General features: G+C 67.8%; 18 protein-coding genes. 11 read left to right on the top strand and 7 right to left on the bottom strand.

The genetic code is table 11. The annotated features are described in order from the left end of the window. Positions 1 to 6: 6 nt before the first annotated feature. Together EV672_RS08735 and tfpB are read left to right on the top strand one after the other, a co-directional pair. On the top strand, positions 7 to 921 hold the full coding sequence (locus EV672_RS08735; protein ID WP_424923133.1) for a spermine/spermidine synthase domain-containing protein: 915 nt from the start codon (positions 7 to 9) through the stop codon (positions 919 to 921). After that, entirely contained in the window at positions 918 to 2753 is a 1836-nt protein-coding gene (gene tfpB, locus EV672_RS08740; protein WP_133608345.1) for a type IV pilus assembly ATPase TfpB, read from the top strand. The genes EV672_RS08735 and tfpB overlap by 4 nt, the downstream gene beginning before the upstream one ends. On the opposite strand, the gene EV672_RS08745 is transcribed toward tfpB, so the two are convergent. Continuing rightward, entirely contained in the window at positions 2738 to 5104 is a 2367-nt protein-coding gene (locus EV672_RS08745; RefSeq protein WP_133608347.1) for a sensor histidine kinase, read from the bottom strand. The genes tfpB and EV672_RS08745 overlap by 16 nt on opposite strands. Positions 5105 to 5162: 58 nt before the next feature. Further along, positions 5163 to 5882: a LuxR C-terminal-related transcriptional regulator gene (locus tag EV672_RS08750; protein WP_133608349.1), complete on the bottom strand. Its 720-nt coding sequence runs from the start codon at positions 5880 to 5882 to the stop codon at positions 5163 to 5165. A gap of 213 nt (positions 5883 to 6095) precedes the next feature. On the opposite strand from EV672_RS08750, the gene surE reads away from it, so the two are divergent. From surE to rlmD, 4 genes are read left to right on the top strand one after another with little or no spacing between them, the layout of a single operon-like run. Continuing rightward, positions 6096 to 6866 carry a 5'/3'-nucleotidase SurE gene (gene surE / locus EV672_RS08755; protein ID WP_133608350.1) on the top strand — a complete coding sequence of 257 codons (771 nt, stop codon included), beginning with the start codon at positions 6096 to 6098 and terminating at the stop codon, positions 6864 to 6866. Next, positions 6863 to 7753, top strand: coding sequence for a protein-L-isoaspartate O-methyltransferase family protein (locus EV672_RS08760; RefSeq protein WP_133608352.1), 891 nt, complete (start codon positions 6863 to 6865; stop codon positions 7751 to 7753). The genes surE and EV672_RS08760 overlap by 4 nt, the downstream gene beginning before the upstream one ends. 52 nt (positions 7754 to 7805) lie before the next feature. Continuing rightward, complete coding sequence (locus EV672_RS08765) at positions 7806 to 8735, top strand: peptidoglycan DD-metalloendopeptidase family protein (RefSeq protein ID WP_243738596.1); 930 nt, start codon at positions 7806 to 7808, stop codon at positions 8733 to 8735. 51 nt (positions 8736 to 8786) lie between these two features. Continuing rightward, positions 8787 to 10253 carry a 23S rRNA (uracil(1939)-C(5))-methyltransferase RlmD gene (rlmD, locus tag EV672_RS08770; RefSeq protein ID WP_133608356.1) on the top strand — a complete coding sequence of 489 codons (1467 nt, stop codon included), beginning with the start codon at positions 8787 to 8789 and terminating at the stop codon, positions 10251 to 10253. Between the two features lie 48 nt (positions 10254 to 10301). Here rlmD and EV672_RS08775 read toward each other — a convergent pair whose 3' ends face one another. The 4 genes from EV672_RS08775 to EV672_RS08790 all read right to left on the bottom strand — a co-directional run bounded on the left by EV672_RS08775 (position 10302) and on the right by EV672_RS08790 (position 14897). Further along, complete coding sequence (locus EV672_RS08775; protein WP_133608358.1) at positions 10302 to 11555, bottom strand: diguanylate cyclase; 1254 nt, start codon at positions 11553 to 11555, stop codon at positions 10302 to 10304. Positions 11556 to 11771: 216 nt separating this feature from the next. Next, positions 11772 to 13559, bottom strand: a complete 1788-nt coding sequence (locus tag EV672_RS08780; RefSeq protein WP_133608360.1) for a PhoH family protein — start codon at positions 13557 to 13559, stop codon at positions 11772 to 11774. Positions 13560 to 13899: 340 nt separating this feature from the next. After that, positions 13900 to 14379 (bottom strand): peroxiredoxin, encoded by a 480-nt coding sequence (locus tag EV672_RS08785; protein ID WP_133608362.1) that lies wholly within the window; start codon positions 14377 to 14379, stop codon positions 13900 to 13902. Between the two features lie 143 nt (positions 14380 to 14522). Next, positions 14523 to 14897 (bottom strand): Mth938-like domain-containing protein, encoded by a 375-nt coding sequence (locus EV672_RS08790; protein WP_133608364.1) that lies wholly within the window; start codon positions 14895 to 14897, stop codon positions 14523 to 14525. A gap of 104 nt (positions 14898 to 15001) precedes the next feature. Here EV672_RS08790 and EV672_RS08795 point away from each other — a divergent pair, with 104 nt between their 5' ends. The 3 genes from EV672_RS08795 to thrC all read left to right on the top strand — a co-directional run bounded on the left by EV672_RS08795 (position 15002) and on the right by thrC (position 19052). Then, on the top strand, positions 15002 to 16225 hold the full coding sequence (locus EV672_RS08795; RefSeq protein WP_133608366.1) for a pyridoxal phosphate-dependent aminotransferase: 1224 nt from the start codon (positions 15002 to 15004) through the stop codon (positions 16223 to 16225). An 86-nt stretch (positions 16226 to 16311) separates the two neighbouring features. Then, positions 16312 to 17634, top strand: coding sequence for a homoserine dehydrogenase (locus EV672_RS08800; protein WP_133608672.1), 1323 nt, complete (start codon positions 16312 to 16314; stop codon positions 17632 to 17634). Continuing rightward, positions 17631 to 19052: a threonine synthase gene (thrC, locus tag EV672_RS08805; protein WP_133608368.1), complete on the top strand. Its 1422-nt coding sequence runs from the start codon at positions 17631 to 17633 to the stop codon at positions 19050 to 19052. Before EV672_RS08800 ends, thrC begins: the two co-directional genes overlap by 4 nt. Before the next feature lie 75 nt (positions 19053 to 19127). Here the strand turns inward: thrC and ytfE are convergent, their stop codons facing one another. Next, entirely contained in the window at positions 19128 to 19781 is a 654-nt protein-coding gene (gene ytfE, locus EV672_RS08810; RefSeq protein ID WP_133608370.1) for an iron-sulfur cluster repair protein YtfE, read from the bottom strand. Positions 19782 to 19922: 141 nt separating this feature from the next. Between ytfE and norR the strand changes: the two genes are divergently transcribed. Together norR and EV672_RS08820 are read left to right on the top strand one after the other, a co-directional pair. Further along, entirely contained in the window at positions 19923 to 21485 is a 1563-nt protein-coding gene (gene norR / locus EV672_RS08815; protein ID WP_133608372.1) for a nitric oxide reductase transcriptional regulator NorR, read from the top strand. Between the two features lie 119 nt (positions 21486 to 21604). After that, positions 21605 to 23662: a ribonucleoside triphosphate reductase gene (locus EV672_RS08820; protein WP_133608374.1), complete on the top strand. Its 2058-nt coding sequence runs from the start codon at positions 21605 to 21607 to the stop codon at positions 23660 to 23662. Position 23663: the final 1 nt, after the last annotated feature.

Consider the following 23663-nt stretch of genomic DNA (forward strand, 5'->3'; position numbering starts at 1 on the left):
CCCGCGATGACCGCCGCCAAATCAGCCCGTACCCCCGCCCGCTCGCCCGCCAGTCCCCGTGCCCGTGCCTCCAAGGCCGGGCCCTTGCCCGACGCCACCGTTTCCGAAATGGCCGGTGTGCGTTACCTGCACCTGGACACGCCCTGGATCCAGGGCGCCATGCGCATCCGCCAGCCGCACAAGCTGGAGCTCGAATACATCCAGCGCATGATGGCCTGGCTGCTGCTGCGCGACCCCGAGCAGCTCGCCGGCACCCGCACCCTGCACCTCGGCCTGGGCGCGGCGGCCCTGACCAAGTTCTGCCACAGCACCCTGCGCCTGCCGACCACGGTGGTCGAGCTCAACCCGCAGGTCATCCGCATCTGCCATGCCTGGTTCCACCTGCCGGACGACGACGAGCGCCTGCGCGTCATCGAAGGCGATGCCGACCGCTACGTGCGCGACGAGGCCCACATCGGCAGCGCCGACGCCCTGTGCGTGGACCTCTACGACCACGAAGCCGCCAGCCCCGCGCTGGACGACGAGGCCTTCTACCGCGCCTGCTGGCAGGTGCTGGACGACGGCGGCGTGATGACGGTGAACCTGTTCGGGCGCGACGCCAGCTTCGAGCGCAGCGCCCAGCGCATCGCCGCGGCCTTCGGCGATGCGCACGTGGCGGTGTTCAAACCGACGTCGGATGGCAACACCATCGTGCTGGCCTGGAAGGGCTTTGCCTTGCCGGAGCGCGAAGTGCTGGTCCAGAGGGCCGAAACTCTGGCGACCCGCTGGCCCTTGCCGGCGCGAAAATGGGTCAAGCTGCTGTCGGCCTGGGCGCCTGAGAAGTCGGTCAAACCTGCCGCAAGGCCTGCCGCCGAAGCCGAACCCCAAGCCGAACCCCAAGCCGCTGCCAAATCCGCAAGAAAGAAGGCCGCCTCGCCATGAGCCCCACCTCTGCCTCCCGCACCACGGCATCCCGTGCCCCCGCTGGCGCGGCCACCCCTGCGGCGGATGCGCACGCCACGCCCAAAGGCCCGCTGGCCTGGCGCCTGCTGCTGGACTGGCTGAGCGCCGACCGCCTGCTCAGCCCGGCCGATGCCGAGCTGGCCGCCCAGCGTTTTGCCGCGGGCGACAGCGCCCAGCACCCGCTGGTGCGCATCTCCGGCCTGGGCCTCAAGCGCGCCGACACCGGCGCCGTGCTGGAGCTGGAGCCCCTGACCGAGTGGCTGGCCCGCCGGGTCGGCCTGCCCTACCTGCGCATCGACCCGCTCAAGGTCGATGTGGCCCGTGTGGCCGAGGTCATGTCCATCAACTACGCCGAGCGCCGCAAGGCCCTGCCGGTGCAGGTCAGCCTCAGCGAGATCACCATCGCGACGAGTGAGCCGCTGGACGTGGGCTGGGTGGAGGAAATCCTGGCGCACACGAAGAAGACGATCAAGCTCGTCGTGGCCAGCCCGCTCGATCTGCAGCGCTACCGCACCGAGTTCTACACCCTGGCCAAGTCCGTGCGGGACGCCAACAAGAAGACGGGCGACAGCGTCGCGCACAACTTCGAGCAGCTCGTCGAGCTGGGCAAAAGCAACCGCCAGCTCGACGCCAACGACCAGGGCATCATCCAGGTGGTGGACTGGCTGTGGCAGTACGCCTTCGACCAGCGCGCCTCTGACATCCACCTCGAGCCCCGCCGCGAGATGGGCGCCATCCGCTTCCGCATCGACGGCGTGCTGCACACGGTTTACCAGGTGCCGCTGGCCGTGATGCAGGCCATGACCGCGCGCATCAAGCTGCTGGGCCGCATGGACGTGGTCGAGAAACGCCGCCCGCTGGATGGCCGCATCAAGACGCGCAACCCCGGCGGCGACGAGGTCGAAATGCGCCTGTCCACCATGCCCACCGCCTTCGGCGAGAAGCTGGTGATGCGCATCTTCGACCCGGACAACACGGTCAAGTCCTTCGAGGCGCTGGGCTTCGCGCCGTCCGAGACCAAGATCTGGGAGCAGCTGGTGGGCCGACCGCACGGCATCATCCTGGTCACCGGGCCCACCGGCTCGGGCAAGACGACGACGCTGTACTCCACGCTCAAGCGCGTGGCCACCGACGAGGTCAACGTCTGCACCATCGAGGACCCGATCGAAATGATCGAGGCAGCGTTCAACCAGACGCAGGTGCAACCGGCCATCGACCTGGGGTTTGCCGAAGGCGTGCGTGCGCTCATGCGCCAGGACCCGGACATCATCATGGTCGGCGAAATCCGCGACCTCGAAACGGCCGAGATGGCGATCCAGTCGTCTCTCACGGGCCACCTGGTGTTCTCCACGCTGCACACCAACGACGCGGCTTCGGCCATCACGCGCCTCACCGACCTGGGCGTGCCCAGCTACCTCATCAGCGCCACCGTGATCGGCGTGCTGGCCCAGCGCCTGGTGCGCACCCTGTGCCCGCATTGCAAGCAGCCGGACACCACGCTGGACGAGGGCACGCTGGCCGACGCCATCAAGCCCTGGCGCATGAACGGCAAGGTCAACGCCTACAAGCCCGTGGGCTGCCTGGACTGCCGCATGACCGGCTTCAAGGGCCGCGTGGGCCTGTACGAGCTGCTGCCCGTGTCGGAGCACGTCCGCGGCGCCATGCACCCGACGGTGGACATGGCCGCCCTGCGCCGCACCGCCGCGAAAGAAGGCCTGCGGCCGCTGCGCCTGTCGGGCGTGATGAAAGTGGCCGAAGGGGTGACGACGCTGGACGAGGTCCTGCGCAACACGCCTCAGTGGGAGAACTGACCCGGGCTGTCCGCTCCGAAGCCCGAGGCCCCGGCGCCCGTGCCCGCGTGGCCTGAGCCGGCGCCCACGAAGCTGGGCACGATCACCTCGCAGCGGATGCCCTGAGGACCGTGCTGCAGCCAGCGCACCGAGCCGCCCAGCTGCTTGACCCGCTTGCGCACACCGCCCAGGCCCAGGCCATGCGCCCAGACCGACGGGTCGGTGCCCTGGCCATCGTCGCTCACCGACAGGGTCAGGCAGTCATCGGCCAGGGTCAGGCTGACCTCGACCGTGCGCGCCCGGGCGTGGCTGATGGCGTTGCTCACCAGCTCGCGCAGGATGCGGGTCAGCGCCGACCACTGCACCATCGTCAGGTGGACGTCCACATCGGACTGCATGCGCCAGACCAGCTCGCAGCGCGCCACGCTCAGGCGGTGGTCGATGTCGCGCTTCCATTCGCCCGCGGCCTCGCTGAGCACGTGCGACTGCGCCGCCAGGCCGCGCGTCAGCGTCTTGAGGTCCTGGATGGTGTGGCGGATGTAGTCCTCCATCTCGGGCGATGGGGCCTGGTACATCAGCGTCAGCAGGCGCGCGCCGATGTCGTCGTGCAGGTCCTGGGCGATGCGCAGGCGTTCTTCGCTGCGGCCTTGCTCCACGGCCTCGTCGAAGGTCAGGGCGCGGTGCAGCTGCTCCATGATGCGGTGCGCCAGGCGGGCATCTTCGGCGGTGAACAGGTTCTGGCCCCGGCGTGCGTGCTTGAGCACCAGCGCGGTGTGGCCGTCTCGGCCGCCACGTGCGCGGCAGGGCACCGGCACCAGCAGGATGGCGCCATTGCCACGCAGGGTGGCCTCGGTGACCTGGCCGCAAGCCACGTGGATTTCCAGCGGGTCGAACAGGTCGCGCAGCAGGCGCACCAGGGCGTCGTGCATGGCGTCAGGCTGGCGCTCGACCTGCCGCGCGATGCGGAACATCTGCTGGAAGACCTGCTCCATCGTGACCTCGTCCGGGCGGGGCAGGCGGGTCAGCAACCAGCGGCGAAAGCTCAGGTACAGCCCCAGCGACAGGAACAGCGACAGCGTCATCGAGGTGAACTGCCCCAGCGAGAACAGCGCCACGAAAAGCAGGTCCAGCGAGGCCGCGATGGTGCCCGAGGCGGCCAGCAGCGAGAACTCCTGCAAGACGTGCCGCGAGCGCGACAGGTAAGGCGAGATCAGCACCAGCGAGGTCACGAAGACCTCCCAGGTGATGACGCCGTAGGTGGCCACTTGCAGCGACAGGTCGGCGCGGCTGGCACCCAGCCACAGCGCCAGGGTCAACAGGCTCCAAGTCACGATGCTGATGACCAGCATGCGCCGCATCACCAGGGTCAGGGGATGGGGTGCCTGGCGTTGCGCCTGCCCGGCCATGAGAACCGCCAGCACGGCGAGCGCGGTACAGCCCAATTGCACCAGCCACCAGTGCGCTGGCGAGCACAGGTCCTGGCACTGCAGCCACAGGCCCGCCGCGGCCAGCCAGGCCAGTGCGGTCACCCGCATCGCACGCTGGCTGGGCGTGAACTGCTGCGCGGCCATGAGCACCAGGGCGGCCGCGCTGGCCAGGTCGCAGGCCATGCGCAGCCGGACGTCCAGCGACACCAGCCACATCGGCGTGAAGGCCTCCAGGTTGAGTTCCACCCCCATCAGCAAGAGCTGCACGCACTGGCACAGCGCCAGCACCACGAAGCCTGCATTGCGCCAGTGCGGTCCGACCAGCAGCACCGAACTGCCCAGTGCCAGCACCAGCAGGGCCAGGCCGCTGGTCAGCCAGAACAAGGGGCTCAGGCCCGACCAGCCGCGCGGCGCGATCAGCACCGTCTCGGCCGGCGCGTTCTGAAAATGCAGTTGCACCACCAGGCCGATGGACGACCAGTGCCCCAGCAGCTCGCCCATGCGCTGGTGAAGCCGGTCGAAATCCTGGCGCATCTGGGGGGCCATGATCCAGCGGCCCGAGGGCTGCAGCAGGGCGCTGTTGACGGGCGCAACCTGGGTGTGCAGGCGGCCATTGGCGTCGGGCGATTCCACGGCGATGCTCAGCAAGGTCAGGCCTTCCAGGCGTTGCAGCGTGGGGTAGTCGGCGGTGCCCAGGCGCACTTCGCCATGGGGTGTGGCCTGCAGGGCCAAGGGGAACTTGGGCTGCGCGGCCAGCCAGTGCGCCACCAGCAGCACGCCCGCCAGGCCCGCCACGACGATGAGGACCATCGCGCGCAGACGCCAACCCAGCCACCGCGGCGGGTTCAGCGGGCGCTGCAGAATGGATTCGATCGATGGCCAGGCAACCGGCTGCATGCCACTGGCGGGGGGCTTGCCGAGGGCGGACGGGTTGGATGCCTGCATGGGGAGGGGGCCCGCCTTGTTGTCTTCGGACCGCCGTCTGACAGCCGTCAGGCGGCGGTCAGACCAGGCCTTGCTTGCTGGCCAGAACGGCCGCTTCCGCCCGGCTGGACACGTTGAGTTTCTTGTAAATGGACTTGATGTGGTCGTTCACGGTGAACCACTTGATGCCCATGAGCGCAGCGATCTCCTTGATCGTGAAGCCCTTGCTGAGGTAGGTCAGCACCTCGCTCTCGCGCGGGGTCAGGCGCTCGTGGTCGGCCGTCATCATCACGGTGGCGGGGGCGGCGGCCGAGGGCGGCGACGCCACCGACAGCGGCGCCACGCTGTCACCCGAGCGGAAATGCGTCAGCAGGCGGCGTGCAATGGCAGGCGACAGCGGTGGCTGGCCGCGCACGATTTTCTGCAACTCCTCGACCAGCACCTCGAAGCGGTCTTCCTTGAGCAGGTAACCGTCGGCGCCGCACTGCAAGGCCGGGAAGAGGTGCTCGTCGTCGGAGTACAGCGTCGTGACGATGCGCGTGGCCGGGTAGTTGGCCAGCTCGGTCAGGAGCTCCAGGCCGCTGCCATCGGGCAACTCCAAGTCCACCATGATCAACTGGAACGGGTCGATGCCCGGTGCCGCCCGCCCACCAGGGGGATGGCCCAGCAAACGCCGCGCGGCATCCAGGTCGCTCACCTCGGTGATGCTGTGGATGTCGCTGAAGCTCTCCCGCACCACGCGGCAGAGAAAGCCCCGGGCCACCGGGTTGTCTTCGAGAATCAGTACCTTGACAGCCATGGAGTCCTCCCGAGGCCGCCGTCGCAGGTCGCCTGGGTTGTCTTGTTGCCGACGCCCCTGGGGTGGAGCCCTGCCGGATTTGTGATTTGCCGTCGTCCTTTCGGACAATTGACATCGTTGCATTATCTGCGCGACTGGGCCCCCTCGTCACCACCGAGGCCCCCTGCTTGAAGGAAAGTGCGGTGGGAGGCGTTGCGCTTCTACAATCCCCGGATGCGAATTCTCATTGCCAACGATGACGGTTACCTGGCGCCGGGCATCTCTGCCCTGGTCGAAGCCTGCGAGGGCCTGGGCACGGTGGACGTCTTTGCGCCCGAGCGCAACGCCAGCGGCACCTCCAACGCCCTGACGCTGCACCAGCCGCTCAGCCTGCACACGGCCGGCAACGGCTACCGCTTCGTCAGCGGCACGCCGTCCGACAGCGTCCACCTGGCCTTGACCTCCGGGCTGATCCCGCGCCCCGATCTGGTGCTCTCTGGCATCAACAACGGCGCCAACATGGGCGACGACACACTGTATTCCGGCACCGTCGCCGCTGCCACCGAAGGCCATCTGTTCGGCGTCCCGGCCATCGCGTTTTCCCTGGCCGAGAAAGGCTGGCAGCACCTGGACGTGGCCACCCGCGTGGCCCGTCGCGTCATCGAGCACGCGCTGGCGCAGCAGGCCGCCCAGACCGCGGCCGGGCAGGGCGCACGACCCTGGCTGCTGAACGTGAACATCCCCGCCCGGGCCGATGCCGACCTGGCCGCCTGGGAGGTCACCCGCCTGGGCCGCCGCCACGCCAGTTTTCCGGCGGTTGCACAGCTCAACCCCCGTGGCGACACCTTCTACTGGATCGGTCCCGCCGGTGAGGCCCTGGACGACGCCGCCGGCACCGATTTCCACGCCGTGCGCGAGGGCCGCGTCTCGATCACGCCCCTGCAGGTGGACATGACCGACCACGCGCGCCTGCCCGCCTGGCAGGACTGGGTGGGCCGCCGATGAGCGAGGGCCACCCCGAGCGCAAGCCCCGGCGCTTCCCGCTGCAGCTCGACCGCGTCTCGGCCGCGCCGGTGGCCGGTGGCGCGGCGCGCCTGTCGCGCGATGGCCGTGAGGTTCTGCGCCCGCAAGCGCCGCTGCAGCACGCCGCCCAGGAGCGCCTGCGCCACACGACGCCCCAGGGCGTCGGTCTGGATTCGCTGCGGGTGCGCGCACGCATGGTCGAGCGCCTGGCGGCCGAGGGCATCTCCCACCCCGGGCTTTTGCACGCCTTTGGCCAGGTGCCGCGCCACCAGTTCGTCGATTCGGCCCTGGTCAACCAGGCCTACGAAGACACCAGCCTGCCCATCGGCCTGGGCCAGACCATCTCCAAACCCTCGGTGGTGGCGGCCATGATCCAGATGCTCTGCGCACGCCCGGGCCTGCCCGTGTTCCACGCCGCCCGCCCGGGCAGCGAGGCCCGCCCCTTGGGCGCCTGCCTGGAAATCGGTACGGGCTGCGGCTACCAGGCCGCGCTGCTGGCGCACCTGGCGCGCCAGGTCGTTTCCATCGAGCGCCTGCGCGACCTGCACCTCAAGGCCCGAGCGCAGCTTGACCAGTTGCGTCAAAGCCTGCCCGGTTGGCCTGACGTGCGATTGGTGTATGGTGATGGCATGGTTGGTCACGCGCCGCAAGCACCCTACGACACCATCATCGCCGCGGCCGGCGGTGCCGCCTTGCCCCAGGCCTGGTTGGACCAGCTGGCGCCGGGGGGGCGCCTGGTGGCGCCTGTCGAAGATGCCCGCGGTGGTCAGCAGGTGCTGAGCATCGTGGACCGATTGCCCGATGGCAGCCTGCAGCACAGCCGTGCGGGTGCTGTTTTGTTCGTCCCCCTAAAATCAGGCACCACGTGATCCCTGGAAGGTGCTGGCCGCGTCCAGCACCTCGTCGAGTATCCGCATGCACATGAGTTCATCTTTCCGCCTGGCTGCCGCCGCAGCCGCCTTGCTCGTCCTCGCGGGCTGCGCTTCCTCCAACCGCCGCGCCCCCGTGGAAGACCGCGCCAAGCCCGCGCCCGTGACCGGGGCCAGCAGCGCTTCTGGTCAGGCACCGGCCAAGGTGCTGCCTGGTGCCGAAAACGCCGGCAAGCCCGGCTATTACACCGTCAAGCCGGGCGACACGCTGATCCGCATCGCCCTGGAGGCGGGCAAGACCTGGCGTGACGTCGCTGCCTGGAACGGCCTGGACAACCCCAACCTGATCGAAGTCGGTCAGGTGCTGCGCGTGGCACCGCCGGTGGGCGAGACCACGGCCAGCGGCGTGTCCACCAAGCCCGTGACCAGCCCCAAGATCGAAGCCCGCGGGCTCGACAACAAAACGCCAGCCGGCAAGGGCGCTCCCGCCACCACCGCATCCGCAGTGGGCGGTGCACCTTCGGGTGCGGCGTCGGGCGCAGCCTCTGGCGCAACCGCGGCACCGCCCAGCGCCGCACCGCCCGCGGCCAGCACGTCAGAAGCCAAGGACGTGGACGAGCCCAACTGGGGCTGGCCGGCCAGTGGCCCCGTCATCGGTGGCTTCGAGGAAGGCAAGCACAAGGGCCTGACCTTCTCTGGCAAAGCGGGTGATCCCGTCCAGGCTTCGGCCGATGGCCGCGTGGTCTATGCCGGATCGGGCCTGCGTGGCTATGGCAACCTCGTCATCCTCAAGCACAGCAGCGACTTCCTCACCGCCTACGCCCACAACCAGACCTTGCTCGTCAAGGAAGATCAGGTCGTGCGCAAGGGTCAGAAAATCGCTGAGATGGGCTCCACCGACGCCGACCGCGTGCAGCTGCACTTCGAAATCCGCAAGGGCGGCAAGCCGGTGGATCCGGCCAAGCAGCTGCCCAGCCGCTGATCTGCCCGCGCTGCCCTGCGCAGCGCTGCCCAGTCCTGAGACAATCGGGGGATGACGACCGACGCATCCCCCGATTTGCTTTCCGCCTCTCCCGTTTCCCCAGTGCCTGCCGCGGCCCTGGCTGCGCCTGCCGAGCCCGCTGAGCCCCCCGTGCCGCCCCACCTGGAGTGGCTGAAGGTCGAGTCGCTCGACCTTGAAGCGCAGGGCGTGGCCCACCGCGCCAATGGCAAGGTGGTGTTCATCGAAGACGCGCTGCCCGGCGAGGAGGTGCGCGTCAACGTCAGCCGCCGCAAGAACAACTGGGAGCAGGCGACGATGGCCGAGCGCCGCACCGAAAGCTCGCAGCGCGTGGCGCCCAAGTGCGTGCATTTCGGCCTGTGCGGTGGCTGCAAGATGCAGCACTTCCACCCCAGCGCGCAGGTGGCCGTCAAGCAGCGCGTGCTGGAAGACAACCTCTGGCACCTGGGCAAGGTCAAACCCGAGATGCTGCTGCGCCCCATCGAAGGCCCGACCTGGGGCTACCGCTACCGCGCCCGCCTGTCGGTGCGCCACGTCGTCAAGAAGGGCACGGTGCTGGTGGGCTTCCACGAGCGCAAATCCCGCTACGTGGCCGACATGGGCGTGTGCGAGGTGCTGCCGCCCCACGTCAGCGCCTTGCTGATGCCGCTGCGTGACCTCATCGGCCGCATGGCAGCGCGCGACCGCCTGCCGCAGATCGAGGTCGCCGTGGGCGCCGAGGTCACGGTGCTGGTGCTGCGCCACCTGGAGCCCCTGAGCGCCTCCGACGCCCAGCACCTGCGCGACTTCGCCCAGGCGCACGGCCCGGTGGGCAGCGGTCAGCAGACCCTGTCGTGGTGGTTGCAGCCCAAGGGGCCAGACACCGTCCACCCACTGGACGAGGCCCTGCCCAAGCTCGACTACACCTTGCCTGAGTTCGGCATCACCATGCCGTTCAAACCGACCGACTTCACCCAGGTCAACCACGCCATCAACCAGGTGCTGGTGGGCCGGGCCTTGCGCCTGCTCGACGTCCAGCGCGATGAGCGCGTCATCGACTGGTTCTGCGGCCTGGGCAATTTCACCCTGCCGCTGGCCACCCAGGCCCGCGAGGTGCTGGGCATCGAAGGCAGCGAAACGCTGGTGGCCCGCTCGCTGGAAAACGCCCGCATCAACGGCGTGGCCGAGCGCACGTCCTTCGTGGCGCGCAACCTGTTCGAGATCACGCCCCAGGAGCTGGCCAGCTACGGCCCTGCCGACAAGTGGCTGGTGGACCCACCGCGCGAAGGTGCTTTCGCCCTGGCCAAGGCCGTCGCCGACCTGCGCCAGGACCCGTCGCTGGCGCCCGATTGGGTGCCGCCCAAGCGCATCGTCTATGTGAGCTGCAACCCGGCCACGCTGGCGCGAGATGCAGGCTTGCTGGTGCACCAGGGTGGCTACCGCTGCGTGATGGCGGGCGCGGTCAACATGTTCCCGCACACGGCCCACGTCGAGAGCATGGCGGTGTTCGAGCGCGACTGAAGGGCGAAGGGCCTGGGCTTCGCACCCAGCCTCCTGCACCCGGCTGGCTCAGGCCGCCTGGGACGATGCCCGCAGGTCGGACGGGTCCCGCAGCACGCAGGCGCGGCCCGCCGCTTTGGCCGCGTACAAGGCGCGGTCGGCCCGGTCGATGGTGCGCGTCAGCATTTCGTCGGGCTGGTAGTCGGTCACACCGGCTGAGAAAGTCACGCGCAGCTGCGGTGCCAGCTCGGCCACCGTGGTCTGTGCCAGCGCCTGCTGGATGCGCACCAGCACCCGCTCGGCCGTGAGCAAGTCGGTGTCGGTGAACATCACGAGGAATTCCTCGCCACCCCAGCGCGCCACCACGTCGGTTTCGCGCAGGCCGGCCGAGATGGTGTTGGCCACGTTGCCCAGCACCTGGTCGCCCGTGCCGTGGCCAAACTGGTCGTTGACCCGCTTGAAGTGGTCGATGTCGATCATGGCCAGGCAAAAACTGCGGCCGGAACGGATGGTGCGGTGCTTTTCGTTGTTCAGCCGCTCCAGCATGTGGCGGCGGTTGAACAGGCCGGTGAGGTCGTCGTGCGTGGCCAGCTCGCGGATGCGACCCAGAGCGTCGTTGAGCTCGGCCTGGTGGCACTGCGCTTCGCCGCGCAAGCGCGACATCTGCGCCACCAGCAGGCACAGCGTGACCAGCACCAGCAGCAGCACGCAGAAGAACACCCACTGCATCACGTCGGCAGAGGCAGAGCCGCCCTCCAGAGCGGCCACCCGCCACATCACCGCGCCGAAGAGCGCCGCGGCCAGCGAACTCTCACGCACCAGTTGGGGGAAAGTGGTGGTGGACATGGTGAAGGTCAAGATCGCCACCAGCAGCAGGAGCGCCACAGGTCTGCCCGGCCCGCCGATCAGGTAGCCCCAGGCCAGGAAACCGATGATGACCCAGGTCTGGGGCTCGACCATGGACGGATCTGCCAGCCGCTGGTTCAGGCCGCTGCGCATCAGGGCGTAGAACACCGCGAGGGTCACCAAGGCCGCGCTGGTGAGGTACAGGCAGGCCGTGGCATCGATCAGGCCATGCACCACGCCGACGTTCAATGCGAGAACGCCGGCCAGGCAGTTGGCCACGCCGACCATGAATCGGCGCCCCAGGGCCTTTTGCCGAGGGTCGGCCGACAGCACCAGGTCGCTCAACCAGGCAAAGCGCAGCCAGCCGGGCAGCCACGGCGGGTTCAGCCGCATCAGGCGCGTGGTGGCGATGGTCATGACCGAGGCCACCAGCCCCAGCAGCATCAGCAACTGCACGGATTGCAGAGGAGAGTCCATGCCCCGATTGTCCGGGGCTGCGCCGCGCGTGCACAGGGCCTGGGCGCAAGAAGGGGGCACAGCTGGTGCCAATTCCTGCCAGCTGGACCCCCCGCATTCGCGGGCCCCATGGCATTTTCCAAGACATGAAAAAACCGAGGCAATGCCTCGGTTCCTGGGCGCCCTTTGCAGAGCGCGGCTTGTGCAGCCCTTGTGGCGGGTTCAGGCGCCGCTGACTCAGAGCACCTCGGAGGCGAAATCCGCCAGGCGCGAGCGTTCGCCGCGCGCCAGGGTGACGTGCCCGCTGTGCGGCCAGCCCTTGAACTTGTCCACCGCGAAGGTCAGGCCCGACGAGCCCTCGGTCAGGTAGGGCGTGTCGATCTGGGCCAGGTTGCCCAGGCAGATGATCTTGGTGCCCGGGCCGGCGCGGGTGATCAGCGTCTTCATCTGCTTGGGCGTCAGGTTCTGCGCCTCGTCGATGATCAGGAACTTGTTGAGGAAGGTGCGCCCCCGCATGAAGTTCATGGACTTGATCTTGATCTTGCTGCGCACCAACTCGTTGGTGGCCGCGCGCCCCCATTCGCCGGCAGACGTGTCGCCACGGGCCAGCACTTCGAGGTTGTCGTCCAGCGCGCCCATCCAGGGCGACATCTTTTCCTCCTCGGTGCCAGGCAGGAAGCCGATGTCTTCGCCCACGGGCACGGTCACGCGGGTGACGATGATCTCGGTGTAGCGGCGCTCATCGAGCACCTGCGACAGCGCCGCGGCCAGTGTCATCAGCGTTTTGCCCGTGCCGGCCGAGCCGGTCAGCGTCACGAAGTCGCATTCCGGGTCCATCAGCAGGTTGAGGGCGAAGTTCTGCTCGCGGTTGCGCGCCGTGACGCCCCAGACGGCGTGCTTCTGGTGCGCGAAGTCCTTGAGTGTGCGCAGCACAGCGCTCTTGCCCGTGATCTCGGCGACCTTGCCGTACCAGGGCGTGGCGCCCGGGCTTTCCAGGTAGATGAACTGGTTGACCATCAGCGCCGGCACCATCGGCCCGCTGACGCGGTAGTAGGTGATGCCGCCTTGCTGCCAGCTCTCCATGCCCTTGGCGTGACGCTCCCAGAAGTCGGCCGGCAGGGGCAGCACGCCGGTGTAGAGCAGGTCGCCGTCGTCCAGGGTCTTGTCGTTGAAATAGTCTTCGGCAGGCAGGCCCAGCGCGCGGGCCTTGATGCGCATGTTGATGTCCTTGGACACCAGCACCACCTCGCGTTCGGGGTGGGCCTTGCGCAAGGCTTGCACCACGCCCAGGATCTGGTTGTCGGCCTTGCCGGGGGGCAGGCCCATGGGCAGCTCGAAGTCCATGCCCGAGGTCTGGAAATAGAGCTTGCCGGCCGCTTCGGTGTGCCCGGTCTTGGCCAGCGAGATGCCCGAGGCCGGGTCGATCTGCTGGCGGTTGTTCATGTCGGCGGCCAGGCCATCGAGGTCACGGCTGACCTGGCGGGCGTTGCGCGCCACCTCGGTCATGCCCTTCTTGTGGCCGTCGAGTTCCTCCAGCGTGATCATGGGCAGGAAGACGTCGTGCTCGTCGAAGCGGAACAGCGACATCGGATCGTGCAGCAGCACGTTGGTGTCCAGCACGAAGAGCTTGGCCGGGCCATCGCTCACCGGGCGACGGCGGCGGGTGCTGCTGCCTGCGGCGGGTTTGGCCGAGGCCGATGGCGCGCTGGTGGCGCGGGGCGCGTCTGCGCCAGCCTTGTCGGCCACGGTGGGCTGGGTGCGGCGCTTCGGCGTGGTCGCGGGGGCGGCAACTTCGGCAACCTTCGCGACCGGCGTCACGGCGGAAACGACTGGCGAGGCCGGCGCGATGGGCACAGGCGAGCGCACCAGCTCCAGCATCGGGTTGTTGGCGGGGGTGGCCGCGGCTTTGGTCGATTTGGCCCCAGGCGTCTTGGCGATCGCTGGGCGCGCTGCCTTGGCTTGCGACATGTAGGCGTCGGCGGTCAGCATGTCAGCGCGTTTGGTGGGCGGCTTGGGCAGTGGCATGGTGGATCAGGCAGGGTGGCGAAAGGGAACGGACGGCTTGTCCGGGCAAACAAAAAGGCCGCACAGGAGAGTGTGCGGCCTTGCGTGATGTTCGTGAGGTGCGTGATGTGCATGAGCGAGGGCGTCGGCGGCATGCGCCCGGGGCGGGCCAACGTGCTCGTCACATCCGGGACTGAGGCAGACAAAGCTCAGGTGCATGAGCCCATTATGCACAGTCCGTGCACCGCTGAGCGCCATCGCGCGGGAGCGCGGACACTGTGCCCGAGGCGCCACAACCGACATCCTGGGGTGCGAAAACGACAACGCCACCCGCAGGTGGCGCCGGTGGGCTTCCAGTGGCTCAGGCGGCTTCGCGCTTGAGGCCTTGCACCGCCTTGAGGACGTCTTCCACGTGGCCGGCGACCTTGATGCCGCGCCATTCCTCGCGCAGCACGCCGTCAGGGCCGATCAGGAAGGTGGAGCGCTCGATGCCCTTGACCTTCTTGCCGTACATGATCTTGTTCTTGACCACGCCGAACATGTGGCAGAGCTTCTCTTCGGTGTCGGCGATCAGCTCGAAGGGCAGGTCGAGGTTTTCCTTGAACTTGTCGTGGGATGCCAGGTTGTCGCGAGACACACCGAACACCACGGCACCCGCATTGAGGAATTCCTTGTGCGTGTCGCGGAACTGCATCGCTTCGGTGGTGCAACCCGGGGTGTGGTCCTTGGGATAGAAGTACAGCACCACGGTCTGGCCGACGAAAGCCTGCGGCGTGAATTTCACGCCACCGGTGGCGATCGCTTCAAAGTCCGGCAACGATTTGTTGAGAGCGGGAGTCATGAGGTACGGATCAGCAGCCTGCGTGAATAACCTCTAATTATAAAGTGCTTCTTCGCACACTTCTGGTGTCGGGCCGTAAAGCCCTCAGCGCCTGCATGCTGGCAGGCGGCGATGGCCGCAGGGTCGACGTGGTTTTGCGTGTTTCAGGGGCTGATCAGCAGCGCCGCCATGACCTGGCGGCCTTCGGCGACGAGGATGTTGAAGGTGCGGCAAGCGGCCGCGGTGTCCATCGTTTCCACGCCGATGCGCACGGCCATCAAGCGGCGCAGCAGGCCCGGGTGGGCGAAGCGCAGCGTGGGGCCGGTGCCCAGGATGAGCACCTCGGGCCGGGCCTCGATCACGGCCTCGAAATGGGCTTCGCTCAGGTCTTCCAGGGCGCGCACCGGCCACTCGATGACGGCGCCCGTGGGTGGCACCAGGATGCTGCGGGTGTGGGCCTCGCCGTTCACCGACACGCTGGTGCGGGTGTAGGCGTGGATCAGGTTGACGCCTTCGGCGTTGTCTGCATGCAGTTTCATGGGACGGGATCGGTCGGTCTGCGAACGGAGGCGGCCCCAGGGCGAGGCCAAGCTGTGGGAAAATTCTATCTTTGTCCCATCATGCCTGCGGCCCGGAGAACACCTTGAAACCCATCGCCAAGTCCAGCAAACTCGCCAATGTCTGTTACGACATCCGTGGGCCCGTGCTGGAGAAGGCGCGGCAGATGGAGGAAGACGGCCACAAGATCATCAAGCTCAACATCGGCAATCTGGCGGTGTTCGGGCTGGAGCCGCCCGACGAGATCGTGCAGGACATGATCCGCAACCTGTCTGGCGCCGCGGGTTACACCGATTCCAAAGGCCTGTTCGCGCCGCGCAAGTCCGTGGTGCACTACTGCCAGGAAAAAGGCATCAAGGGCGTCACGGTCGATGACGTGTACCTGGGCAACGGCGCGTCCGAGCTCATCGTGATGGCCATCAATGCGCTGTGCAACGAAGACGACGAGGTGCTGCTGCCCGCGCCCGACTACCCGCTCTACACGGCGGCGGTGGCGCTCTCGGGTGGTCGTCCGGTGCACTACGTCTGCGACGAGCAGTCCGACTGGTTCCCCGACATCGCCGACATCCGCGCCAAGATCACGCCGCGCACCCGGGCCATCGTCGTCATCAACCCGAACAACCCGACGGGCGCGCTCTACCCTGAGAGCCTGCTGAAGGAGATCGTCGAAGTCGCGCGCGAGCACCAGCTCATCGTGATGGCCGACGAGATCTACGACAAGACGCTGTACGACGGCCACACGCACAGCTCGATCGCCTCGCTGGCCGATGATGTGCTGTTTTTGACCTTCAATGGCCTGAGCAAGAACTACCGCTCCTGCGGCTACCGCGCCGGCTGGATGGTGGTGTCGGGCGAAAAGCGCCATGCCAAGGACTACATCGAGGGCCTGAACATGCTGGCCTCGATGCGCCTGTGTGCCAACACGCCGGGCCAGCTGGCCATCCAGACCGCTTTGGGTGGCTACCAGAGCATCAAGGACCTGGTGCAGCCGGGCGGGCGCCTGTGCAAGCAGCGCGACCTGGCCTACGAACTGCTCAACCAGATCCCCGGCGTGAGCGTGGTCAAGCCGAAAGGCGCGCTCTACATGTTCCCGCGCCTGGACCCGAAGATGTACCCCATCGCCGATGACCAGCAATTCGCCTACGAGCTGCTGGCCGAAGAGAAGGTGCTGATCGTGCAGGGCACCGGCTTCAACTGGCCCACGCCGGACCACTTCCGCCTGGTCTTCCTGCCCAACAGCGACGACCTGACGGACGCCATCGGCCGCATCGCGCGCTTCCTGGACGGCTACCGCAAGCGCCACGCCTGAATCCCCCACATTGATTTGACCCCGCGCGCCGCCCACGGGCTGGCGTGCAGAAGACCCAACGAGAACACACCATGAGCCAAGAACAACTGCGCCCTGTGCGCGTCGGCCTGCTGGGCATCGGCACCGTCGGTGGCGGCACCTTCACCGTGCTCAAGCGCAACCAGGAAGAGATCCGCCGCCGCGCGGGCCGTGGCATCGAAGTCACCATGGTCGCCGACCTCAACACCGCGCTGGCCCAGCAGGTGGTGGGCGATGCCGCCCAGATCGTGTCGGACGCCCGCGCCGTGATCGCCAACCCGGACGTGGATGTGGTGGTCGAGCTGATCGGCGGCTATGGCATCGCCAAGGCCTTGGTGCTGGAAGCCATCGCGGCTGGCAAGCACGTGGTCACGGCCAACAAGGCCCTGCTCGCCGTGCACGGCACCGAGATCTTCGCCGCCGCCCGCGCCAAGGGTGTGATCGTGGCCTTCGAGGCGGCCGTGGCCGGTGGCATCCCCATCATCAAGGCGCTGCGCGAAGGCCTGACGGCCAACCAGATCCAGTGGGTCGCGGGCATCATCAACGGCACCACCAACTTCATCCTGTCCGAGATGCGCGACAAGGGCTTGGACTTCGATGTGGTGCTCAAAGAAGCGCAACGCCTGGGCTATGCCGAAGCCGACCCGACCTTCGACATCGAAGGCGTGGACGCCGCGCACAAGGCCACGCTGTTGAGCGCGATTGCGTTTGGCATCCCGGTGCAGTTCGACAAGGCCCACGTGGAGGGCATCACCCAGCTGTCGGCCACCGACATCAAGTACGCCGAGCAACTGGGCTACCGCATCAAGCTGCTGGGCATCGCGCGCCGCCGTGACAACGGCGTGGAGCTGCGCACCCACCCCACGCTGGTGCCGATGCGCCGCCTGATCGCCAACGTCGAAGGCGCCATGAACGCCGTGCTGGTGCAGGGCGACGCCGTGGGCACGACCATGTACTACGGCAAGGGCGCCGGCTCCGAGCCCACCGCCTCGGCCGTGGTGGCCGACCTGGTGGACATCGCCCGCCTGCTGGACGCCGCCCCCGCGGCCCGCGTGCCTTACCTGGCCTTCCAGCCCGATGAGATGTCCACGCTGCCCATCCTGCCGCTGGACGAGGTCATCACGTCCTTCTACCTGCGCCTGCGCGTGGCCGACAAGGCCGGCGTGCTGGCCAAGATCACCGGCATCCTGGCCGAGCAGGGCATCAGCATCGACGCCGTCATCCAGCGCGAGGCCGACGAGGTCAGTGGTGAAGGCGGCAACCAGACCGACCTGATCATCCTGACGCACGATACTTCTGAGGGCGGCATGAACAAGGCTCTGGCAGCGATGCAGGCCCTGCCGACCGTGCTGGCGCCCATCGTGCGCGTGCGCAAGGAGGAGCTGGCATGAAATACATCTCCACCCGCGGTGACCGCACCGAGCGCGGCTTCTCCGAGATCCTGCTCGAAGGCCTGGCCCCCGATGGCGGCCTGTACCTGCCGCTGAGCTACCCCAAGATCGACGACGCCACGCTGACGAAGTGGCGCCACCTGCCGTATGCGGAGCTGGCGTTCGAGATCCTGTCGCTCTACATCGACGACATCCCCGCGGCCGACCTGAAGGCGCTGACGGCCAAGACCTACACCAAGGCGGTGTACGGCTTTGAGGAAATCACGCCGCTCAAGCACATCGAGCCGGGCCTGTGCCTGCAGGCCCTGTCCAACGGCCCCACGCTGGCCTTCAAGGACATGGCCATGCAGCTGCTGGGCAACCTGTTCGAGTACGAACTGGCGCGTCGCGGCGAGCAGCTCAACATCCTGGGCGCCACCTCGGGCGACACCGGCAGCGCGGCCGAGTACGCCATGCGTGGCAAGCAGGGCGTGCGCGTGTTCATGCTCAGCCCGCATGGCCGCATGAGCGCTTTCCAGCAGGCCCAGATGTTCAGCCTGCAGGACCCCAACATCCACAACATCGCCGTCGAAGGCGTGTTCGACGATTGCCAGGACATCGTCAAGGCCGTCTCCAACGACCTGGCCTTCAAGCGCCAGTACAAAATCGGCACGGTGAACTCGATCAACTGGGCGCGCCTGCTGGCCCAGGTGGTGTACTACTTCGCTGGTTACTTCCAGGCCACGAGGTCCAACAGCGAGAAGGTGTCCTTCACGGTGCCTTCGGGCAACTTCGGCAACGTCTGCGCCGGTCACGTCGCCCGCATGATGGGCCTGCCGGTGGACAAGCTGGTGGTGGCCACCAACGAGAACAACGTGCTCGACGAGTTCTTCCGCACCGGCACCTACCGCGTGCGCGGCTCGGCCGAGACCTACGAGACCTCGTCGCCCTCGATGGACATCTCCAAGGCCTCGAACTTCGAGCGCTTCGTCTTCGACCTGCTGGGCCGCGATGGCGCCGCCGCCCGGGCCTTGTTCAAGGACGCCGTGGAAACGCAGGGTGGCTTCACGCTGCCAGCCGAGACGTTTGCCCAGGTCAAGGCTTACGGTTTCGAGTCCGGCACCAGCAACCACACGGACCGCCTGGCCACCATCCGAGACGCCTTCGAGCGCGATGGCACCCTCATCGACACCCACACGGCCGACGGCCTGAAGGTGGCGCGAGAGCACCTGAGGCCTGGCGTGACGATGATCGTGCTGGAGACGGCCCTGCCGTGCAAGTTCGAAGAGACCATCGTCGAGGCCACGGGCCAGCGCCCGGCGCGCCCCTACTGGATCTCCGGCCTGGATGGCCTGGAAGACCTGCCCAAGCGCTTCGTGGTCTGCCCGAAAGACACGCAGTGGGTCAAGGACTACGTGGTCCAGCACTGCCAGGACTGACCTGACGCGGCCGCGACCCAGCGCAAAAAGCCTGCTCCAGCGAGCGGGCTTTTTTCATGGTGCTCACCTGGCCGTTCAGCCGCGCTCGAACAGCACGTTGTTCTCCAGGTGGATGTGGGCCATGAGGTCCTCGCGCAGGGTTTGCAGGCCCAGGTAGAGCGCACGCCAGGTGTTGCAGGCGCCGCGGGGCAGGGTGATGCCGTTCGTGAGCGCTTCGAGTTTGGCGAGTTCTTCACCGTGGTGGTCGTGCTCCATGCGCATCATCTGGACCGGCGGCAGGCTGGGATGGCCCATGCCGCGCAGGTACATGGGGAAGAGCACGGTTTCCTCCTTCTGCATGTGGCTCTCCAGCTCCTGCTGCATGGTCTCGAGGTGGTCGGCCAGGCCCAGTGGGCACTCGGGGCGGTCGCCGTGGACGTGCTCGACGCGGCGCGCCAGGCGGATCAGCTCGGGCAGTTGCTCGCGGTGGCGGGCGTGGTAGCGCGCCAGGATGTGCGCGACCAGGTCCGGCGTGTCGGCCTCGGTCCAGTCCACCAGCTCATCGGCACCGTCTTGCAGGGCATCGAGCTGGGCGGCGATCTGCGTGGCGTTCAGGCCGGCCTTGTCGGCGGCGGTCTGCAGCGTTTGCTTGCCGCCGCAGCAGAAGTCGAGGTGGTGGGCGTGGAAGACGCGGGTAGCACCAGGGATGGTGCGCGCCAGCAGGCCCAGGGATTGTTCGGCGTGGCTCATGGTGGGCTCCGTTTCGGGGTGGGTGACAAGGGTTGTGCCCTTCACAACGCAAGCCGCAGGCCAGCCCGTGGCCCCTTGAAAATCAAGCACTTGGCAAATGGGTGGGTAAAATAAACCTGAATTGAGTGGGTATGAGTGACCATGATTGAGGTTGAAAACACCCTGATCGAGCACATGGGCCTGGCCGACCTGGCGGTGAACCTGCCGCGCGCGGTGCGCTGGCAGCGGCTGGTCGGGCAGCTCAAGGCGCAGTTCGCGTGCGATGCCGTCGTGCTGCTGCAGGAAGAAGACGGGGCCTTGCGCCCGGTGGCCGCCGAGGGGCTCAACCGCGAGGCCTTGGGGCGGGCCTTCGAGGTGGCGCAGCACCCGCGCCTGTCAACGATCTTGCTCAGCCGCGACGTGGTGCACTTCGAGCACGCCAGCACCTTGCCCGACCCCTACGACGGCTTGGTCGAAGGCATGGCCGGGCACCCGCTGCCCGTGCACGACTGCATGGGTGCGAGCGTGCACATCGACGGGCGGCGCTGGGGTGTCCTGACGCTGGACGCCCTGCAGACGGGCGCGTTTGGCACGTCGGCGCGAGAGGCTTTGAAGGCTTGCCTGCCGCTGGTGGCCGCGGCGGTGCGCGTCAGCCTGCTGGAGCAAGAGGTGCAGGTGCTGCGGCAAGCCCGCGTGACGGCATCAGTCGGGGTGGACGCCCCCACGCCTGGCACGCGCACGGGCATCATCGGCCACAGCACGGCCTTGCAGCAGGTGCTGCACGAGGTGGACGTGGTGGCGCAGTCCGACCTGCCGGTGTTGCTGATGGGCGAGACGGGCACGGGCAAGGAGCTGTTCGCGCAGCGCGTGCACGAACGCTCGGCTCGGGCCAAGGGGCCGATGGTGCACGTCAACTGCGCGGCGCTGCCGGAGTCCCTGGCCGAGAGCGAACTCTTCGGCCACGTGCGGGGCGCGTTCTCGGGCGCGACCACCGACCGGGCCGGGCGCTTCGAGGCGGCGCGCGGCGGCACCATCTTCCTCGACGAGGTGGGCGAGCTGCCGCTGAGCATCCAGGCCAAGCTGCTGCGCACCCTGCAGAACGGCGAGGTGCAGCGCCTGGGCGCCGACAAGCCCGTGAAGGTGGACGTGCGCGCGGTGGCCGCCACCAACCGGGTCTTGAAGGACGCGGTGAGCCAGGGCGTTTTCCGCGCCGACCTGTACCATCGGCTGTCGGTTTACCCCATCCACGTGCCACCGCTGCGCGAGCGCGGTGACGACGTGCTGCTGCTGGCGGGGCACTTCCTGGAGGTCAACCGGGCGCGGCTGGGCATGCGCAGCCTGCGACTGGACGCGGCGGCAGAGGCCGCGCTGCTGCGCTACAGCTGGCCCGGCAATGTGCGCGAGCTGGAGCACGTCATGGGACGGGCGGCGCTCAAGCTGCTGAGCCGGGGCGTGAACCGGCGCGACATCGTGACCCTGACCGAGGACCTGCTGGACCTGGAGGCTGGGCCGCTGACATCTTTGCGTCCAGCCCCGGTCCTGCCTGCTGAAGAGGCGGCCGACCCCATCCACCGCGGCTTGCGCGCCCAGGTGGCGCAACTGGAGCAGCAGCTGGTGCAGCAGGCTCTGCAGGCGTCCAAGGGCAACTGGGCCGAGGCGGCGCGGCGGCTGGGCATTGATGCGAGCAACCTGCACAAGCTGGCGAGGCGCTTGGGGGTGAAATGAAGCGCGAGGCCGAGGGGAGGCGATGGGGTTGAGCGCCGTCAAAACCCTTCCCGCAGCATGTCGAAACACTGCCTCTGGTGGCTGGCGCCTGTGTCAGCCACTGAATGCGTGGAGACAGCATGCCGACCAGCGCCAGCCAGCCCGCCGAGAAAAACGCCGAGGCCCCCCGCGCCACGCCCGTGGCCGTCTTCAAACGCAATGGGGGCACGGCCGGCTTTCAGCCCGAACGCATCGCGCGGGCCATCGCTGCGGCGGGGGAGGCCACGCAGGCCTTCGATGTCGATGAAGCCTGGCGCCTGACCGACGCCGTCATCCAGCGCCTGGGCGTGCGCGTGCCCACGGTCGAGCAGGTCCAGGACGAGGTCGAGCAGGTGCTGATCGACGCCGGCCACACGCAGGCCGCGCGGGCCTACATCGTTTACCGCGAGCAGCACCGCGCCTTGCGCGAAGACCGCCGCACCGCGGTCGATGTCGAGCGCTCGGTCAACGAGTACCTGCACCGGCAGGACTGGCGCATCCACGCCAACGCCAACCAGGGCTATTCGCTGGGCGGGCTCATCCTCAATGTGTCGGGCAAGGTGATCGCCAACTACTGGCTCAGCCACGTTTACCCGCCGCAGGTCGGACAAGCGCACCGCGACGCCGACTTCCACATCCACGACCTCGACATGCTCTCGGGCTACTGCGCGGGCTGGTCGCTGCGCACGCTGCTGCACGAGGGCCTGAACGGCGTGCCGGGCAAGGTGGAGGCGGGGCCGCCCCAGCACCTGTCGTCGGCTGTGGGGCAGATCGTCAACTTCCTGGGCACGCTGCAGAACGAGTGGGCTGGGGCGCAGGCCTTCAGCTCCTTCGACACCTACCTGGCGCCCTACATCCGCAAAGATGGCCTGGCCTACGAGCAGGTGCGCCAGTGCCTGCAAGAGCTCGTCTACAACCTCAACGTGCCTTCGCGCTGGGGCACGCAAACACCGTTCACCAACCTGACGTTTGACTGGGTCTGCCCTGAGGACCTGCGCGAGCAGGTGCCCGTGATCGGCGGTGTGGAGATGCCATTTGCCTATGGCGACCTGCAGGCCGAGATGGACATGGTCAACCGCGCCTACATCGACGTGATGATGGCGGGCGATGCGCGCGGGCGGGCCTTCACCTTTCCGATCCCGACCTACAACATCACGAAGGACTTCGACTGGGACCACCCCAACACCGATGCTCTGTTCGAGATGACGGCCAAGTACGGCCTGCCTTACTTCCAGAACTTCGTGAACTCGGAGCTGCAGCCGCACATGATCCGCTCGATGTGCTGCCGATTGCAGCTTGACTTGCGCGAACTGCTCAAGCGCGGCAACGGCCTGTTTGGCTCGGCCGAGCAGACCGGGTCGCTGGGCGTGGTGACGCTGAATTGCGCCCGGCTGGGCTTCCTGCACACGGGCGACGAGGCCGGCCTGCTGACCCGCACCGACCACCTGCTGCAGCTCGCCAGCCAGAGCCTGGAGATCAAGCGCAAGGTCATTCAAGGGCACATGGACGCGGGCCTGTTCCCGTACACCAAGCGCTATCTGGGCACGCTGCGCAACCACTTCGCCACCATCGGCGTGAACGGCATCAACGAGATGGTGCGCAACTTCACGGGTGACCTGGAAGACATCACCACGCCTTGGGGCGAGGCCTTCGCGCTGCGCTACCTCGACCACATCCGCGAGCGCATCACGGCCATGCAGGAAGCCACGGGCCACCTCTACAACCTGGAGGCCACGCCGGCCGAGGGCACGACCTACCGCTTCGCCAAGGAGGACCGCGTGCGCTTCCCCGGCATCCTGCAGGCTGGCACGGTGGACGAGCCTTACTACACGAACTCGTCGCAGTTGCCGGTGGGCTTTTGCGACGACCCCTTCGAGGCCCTGGCGCGGCAAGAGGCCCTGCAACGCAAGTACACCGGCGGCACGGTGCTGCACCTGTACCTGGGCGAGCGGGTGTCGTCGGCGCAGGCCTGCAAGAACCTGGTGCGGCGTGCGTTGTCACGCTTCCGCTTGCCCTACATCACCATCACGCCGACCTTCTCGATTTGCCCGACGCACGGCTACTTGGCGGGCGAGCACGCCTTCTGCCCGCGTTGCGACGAAGAAGCTTTGGCGCGGCGCCAGGCTTCGGGCAACGCCACTTCGCCCAACCCGGCGTGAT

Origin of the sequence: Aquabacterium commune (assembly GCF_004362855.1) — a bacterium.
GTDB lineage: Bacteria > Pseudomonadota > Gammaproteobacteria > Burkholderiales > Burkholderiaceae_C > Aquabacterium > Aquabacterium commune.

Excerpts from the sequence above, each read along its gene's own strand:
- EV672_RS08785 (WP_133608362.1), bottom strand. The coding sequence starts at position 14,379 with ATGACTCCCGCTCTCAACAAATCGTTGCCGGACTTTGAAGCGATCGCC.
- norR (WP_133608372.1), top strand. The coding sequence starts at position 19,923 with ATGATTGAGGTTGAAAACACCCTGATCGAGCACATGGGCCTGGCCGAC.
- ytfE (WP_133608370.1), bottom strand. The coding sequence starts at position 19,781 with ATGAGCCACGCCGAACAATCCCTGGGCCTGCTGGCGCGCACCATCCCT.
- EV672_RS08760 (WP_133608352.1), top strand. The coding sequence starts at position 6,863 with ATGAGCGAGGGCCACCCCGAGCGCAAGCCCCGGCGCTTCCCGCTGCAG.
- EV672_RS08745 (WP_133608347.1), bottom strand. The coding sequence starts at position 5,104 with ATGCAGGCATCCAACCCGTCCGCCCTCGGCAAGCCCCCCGCCAGTGGC.
- surE (WP_133608350.1), top strand. The coding sequence starts at position 6,096 with ATGCGAATTCTCATTGCCAACGATGACGGTTACCTGGCGCCGGGCATC.
- EV672_RS08780 (WP_133608360.1), bottom strand. The coding sequence starts at position 13,559 with ATGCCACTGCCCAAGCCGCCCACCAAACGCGCTGACATGCTGACCGCC.
- thrC (WP_133608368.1), top strand. The coding sequence starts at position 17,631 with ATGAAATACATCTCCACCCGCGGTGACCGCACCGAGCGCGGCTTCTCC.
- EV672_RS08750 (WP_133608349.1), bottom strand. The coding sequence starts at position 5,882 with ATGGCTGTCAAGGTACTGATTCTCGAAGACAACCCGGTGGCCCGGGGC.
- EV672_RS08790 (WP_133608364.1), bottom strand. The coding sequence starts at position 14,897 with ATGAAACTGCATGCAGACAACGCCGAAGGCGTCAACCTGATCCACGCC.
- EV672_RS08820 (WP_133608374.1), top strand. The coding sequence starts at position 21,605 with ATGCCGACCAGCGCCAGCCAGCCCGCCGAGAAAAACGCCGAGGCCCCC.
- EV672_RS08765 (WP_243738596.1), top strand. The coding sequence starts at position 7,806 with ATGAGTTCATCTTTCCGCCTGGCTGCCGCCGCAGCCGCCTTGCTCGTC.
- rlmD (WP_133608356.1), top strand. The coding sequence starts at position 8,787 with ATGACGACCGACGCATCCCCCGATTTGCTTTCCGCCTCTCCCGTTTCC.
- tfpB (WP_133608345.1), top strand. The coding sequence starts at position 918 with ATGAGCCCCACCTCTGCCTCCCGCACCACGGCATCCCGTGCCCCCGCT.
- EV672_RS08735 (WP_424923133.1), top strand. The coding sequence starts at position 7 with ATGACCGCCGCCAAATCAGCCCGTACCCCCGCCCGCTCGCCCGCCAGT.
- EV672_RS08775 (WP_133608358.1), bottom strand. The coding sequence starts at position 11,555 with ATGGACTCTCCTCTGCAATCCGTGCAGTTGCTGATGCTGCTGGGGCTG.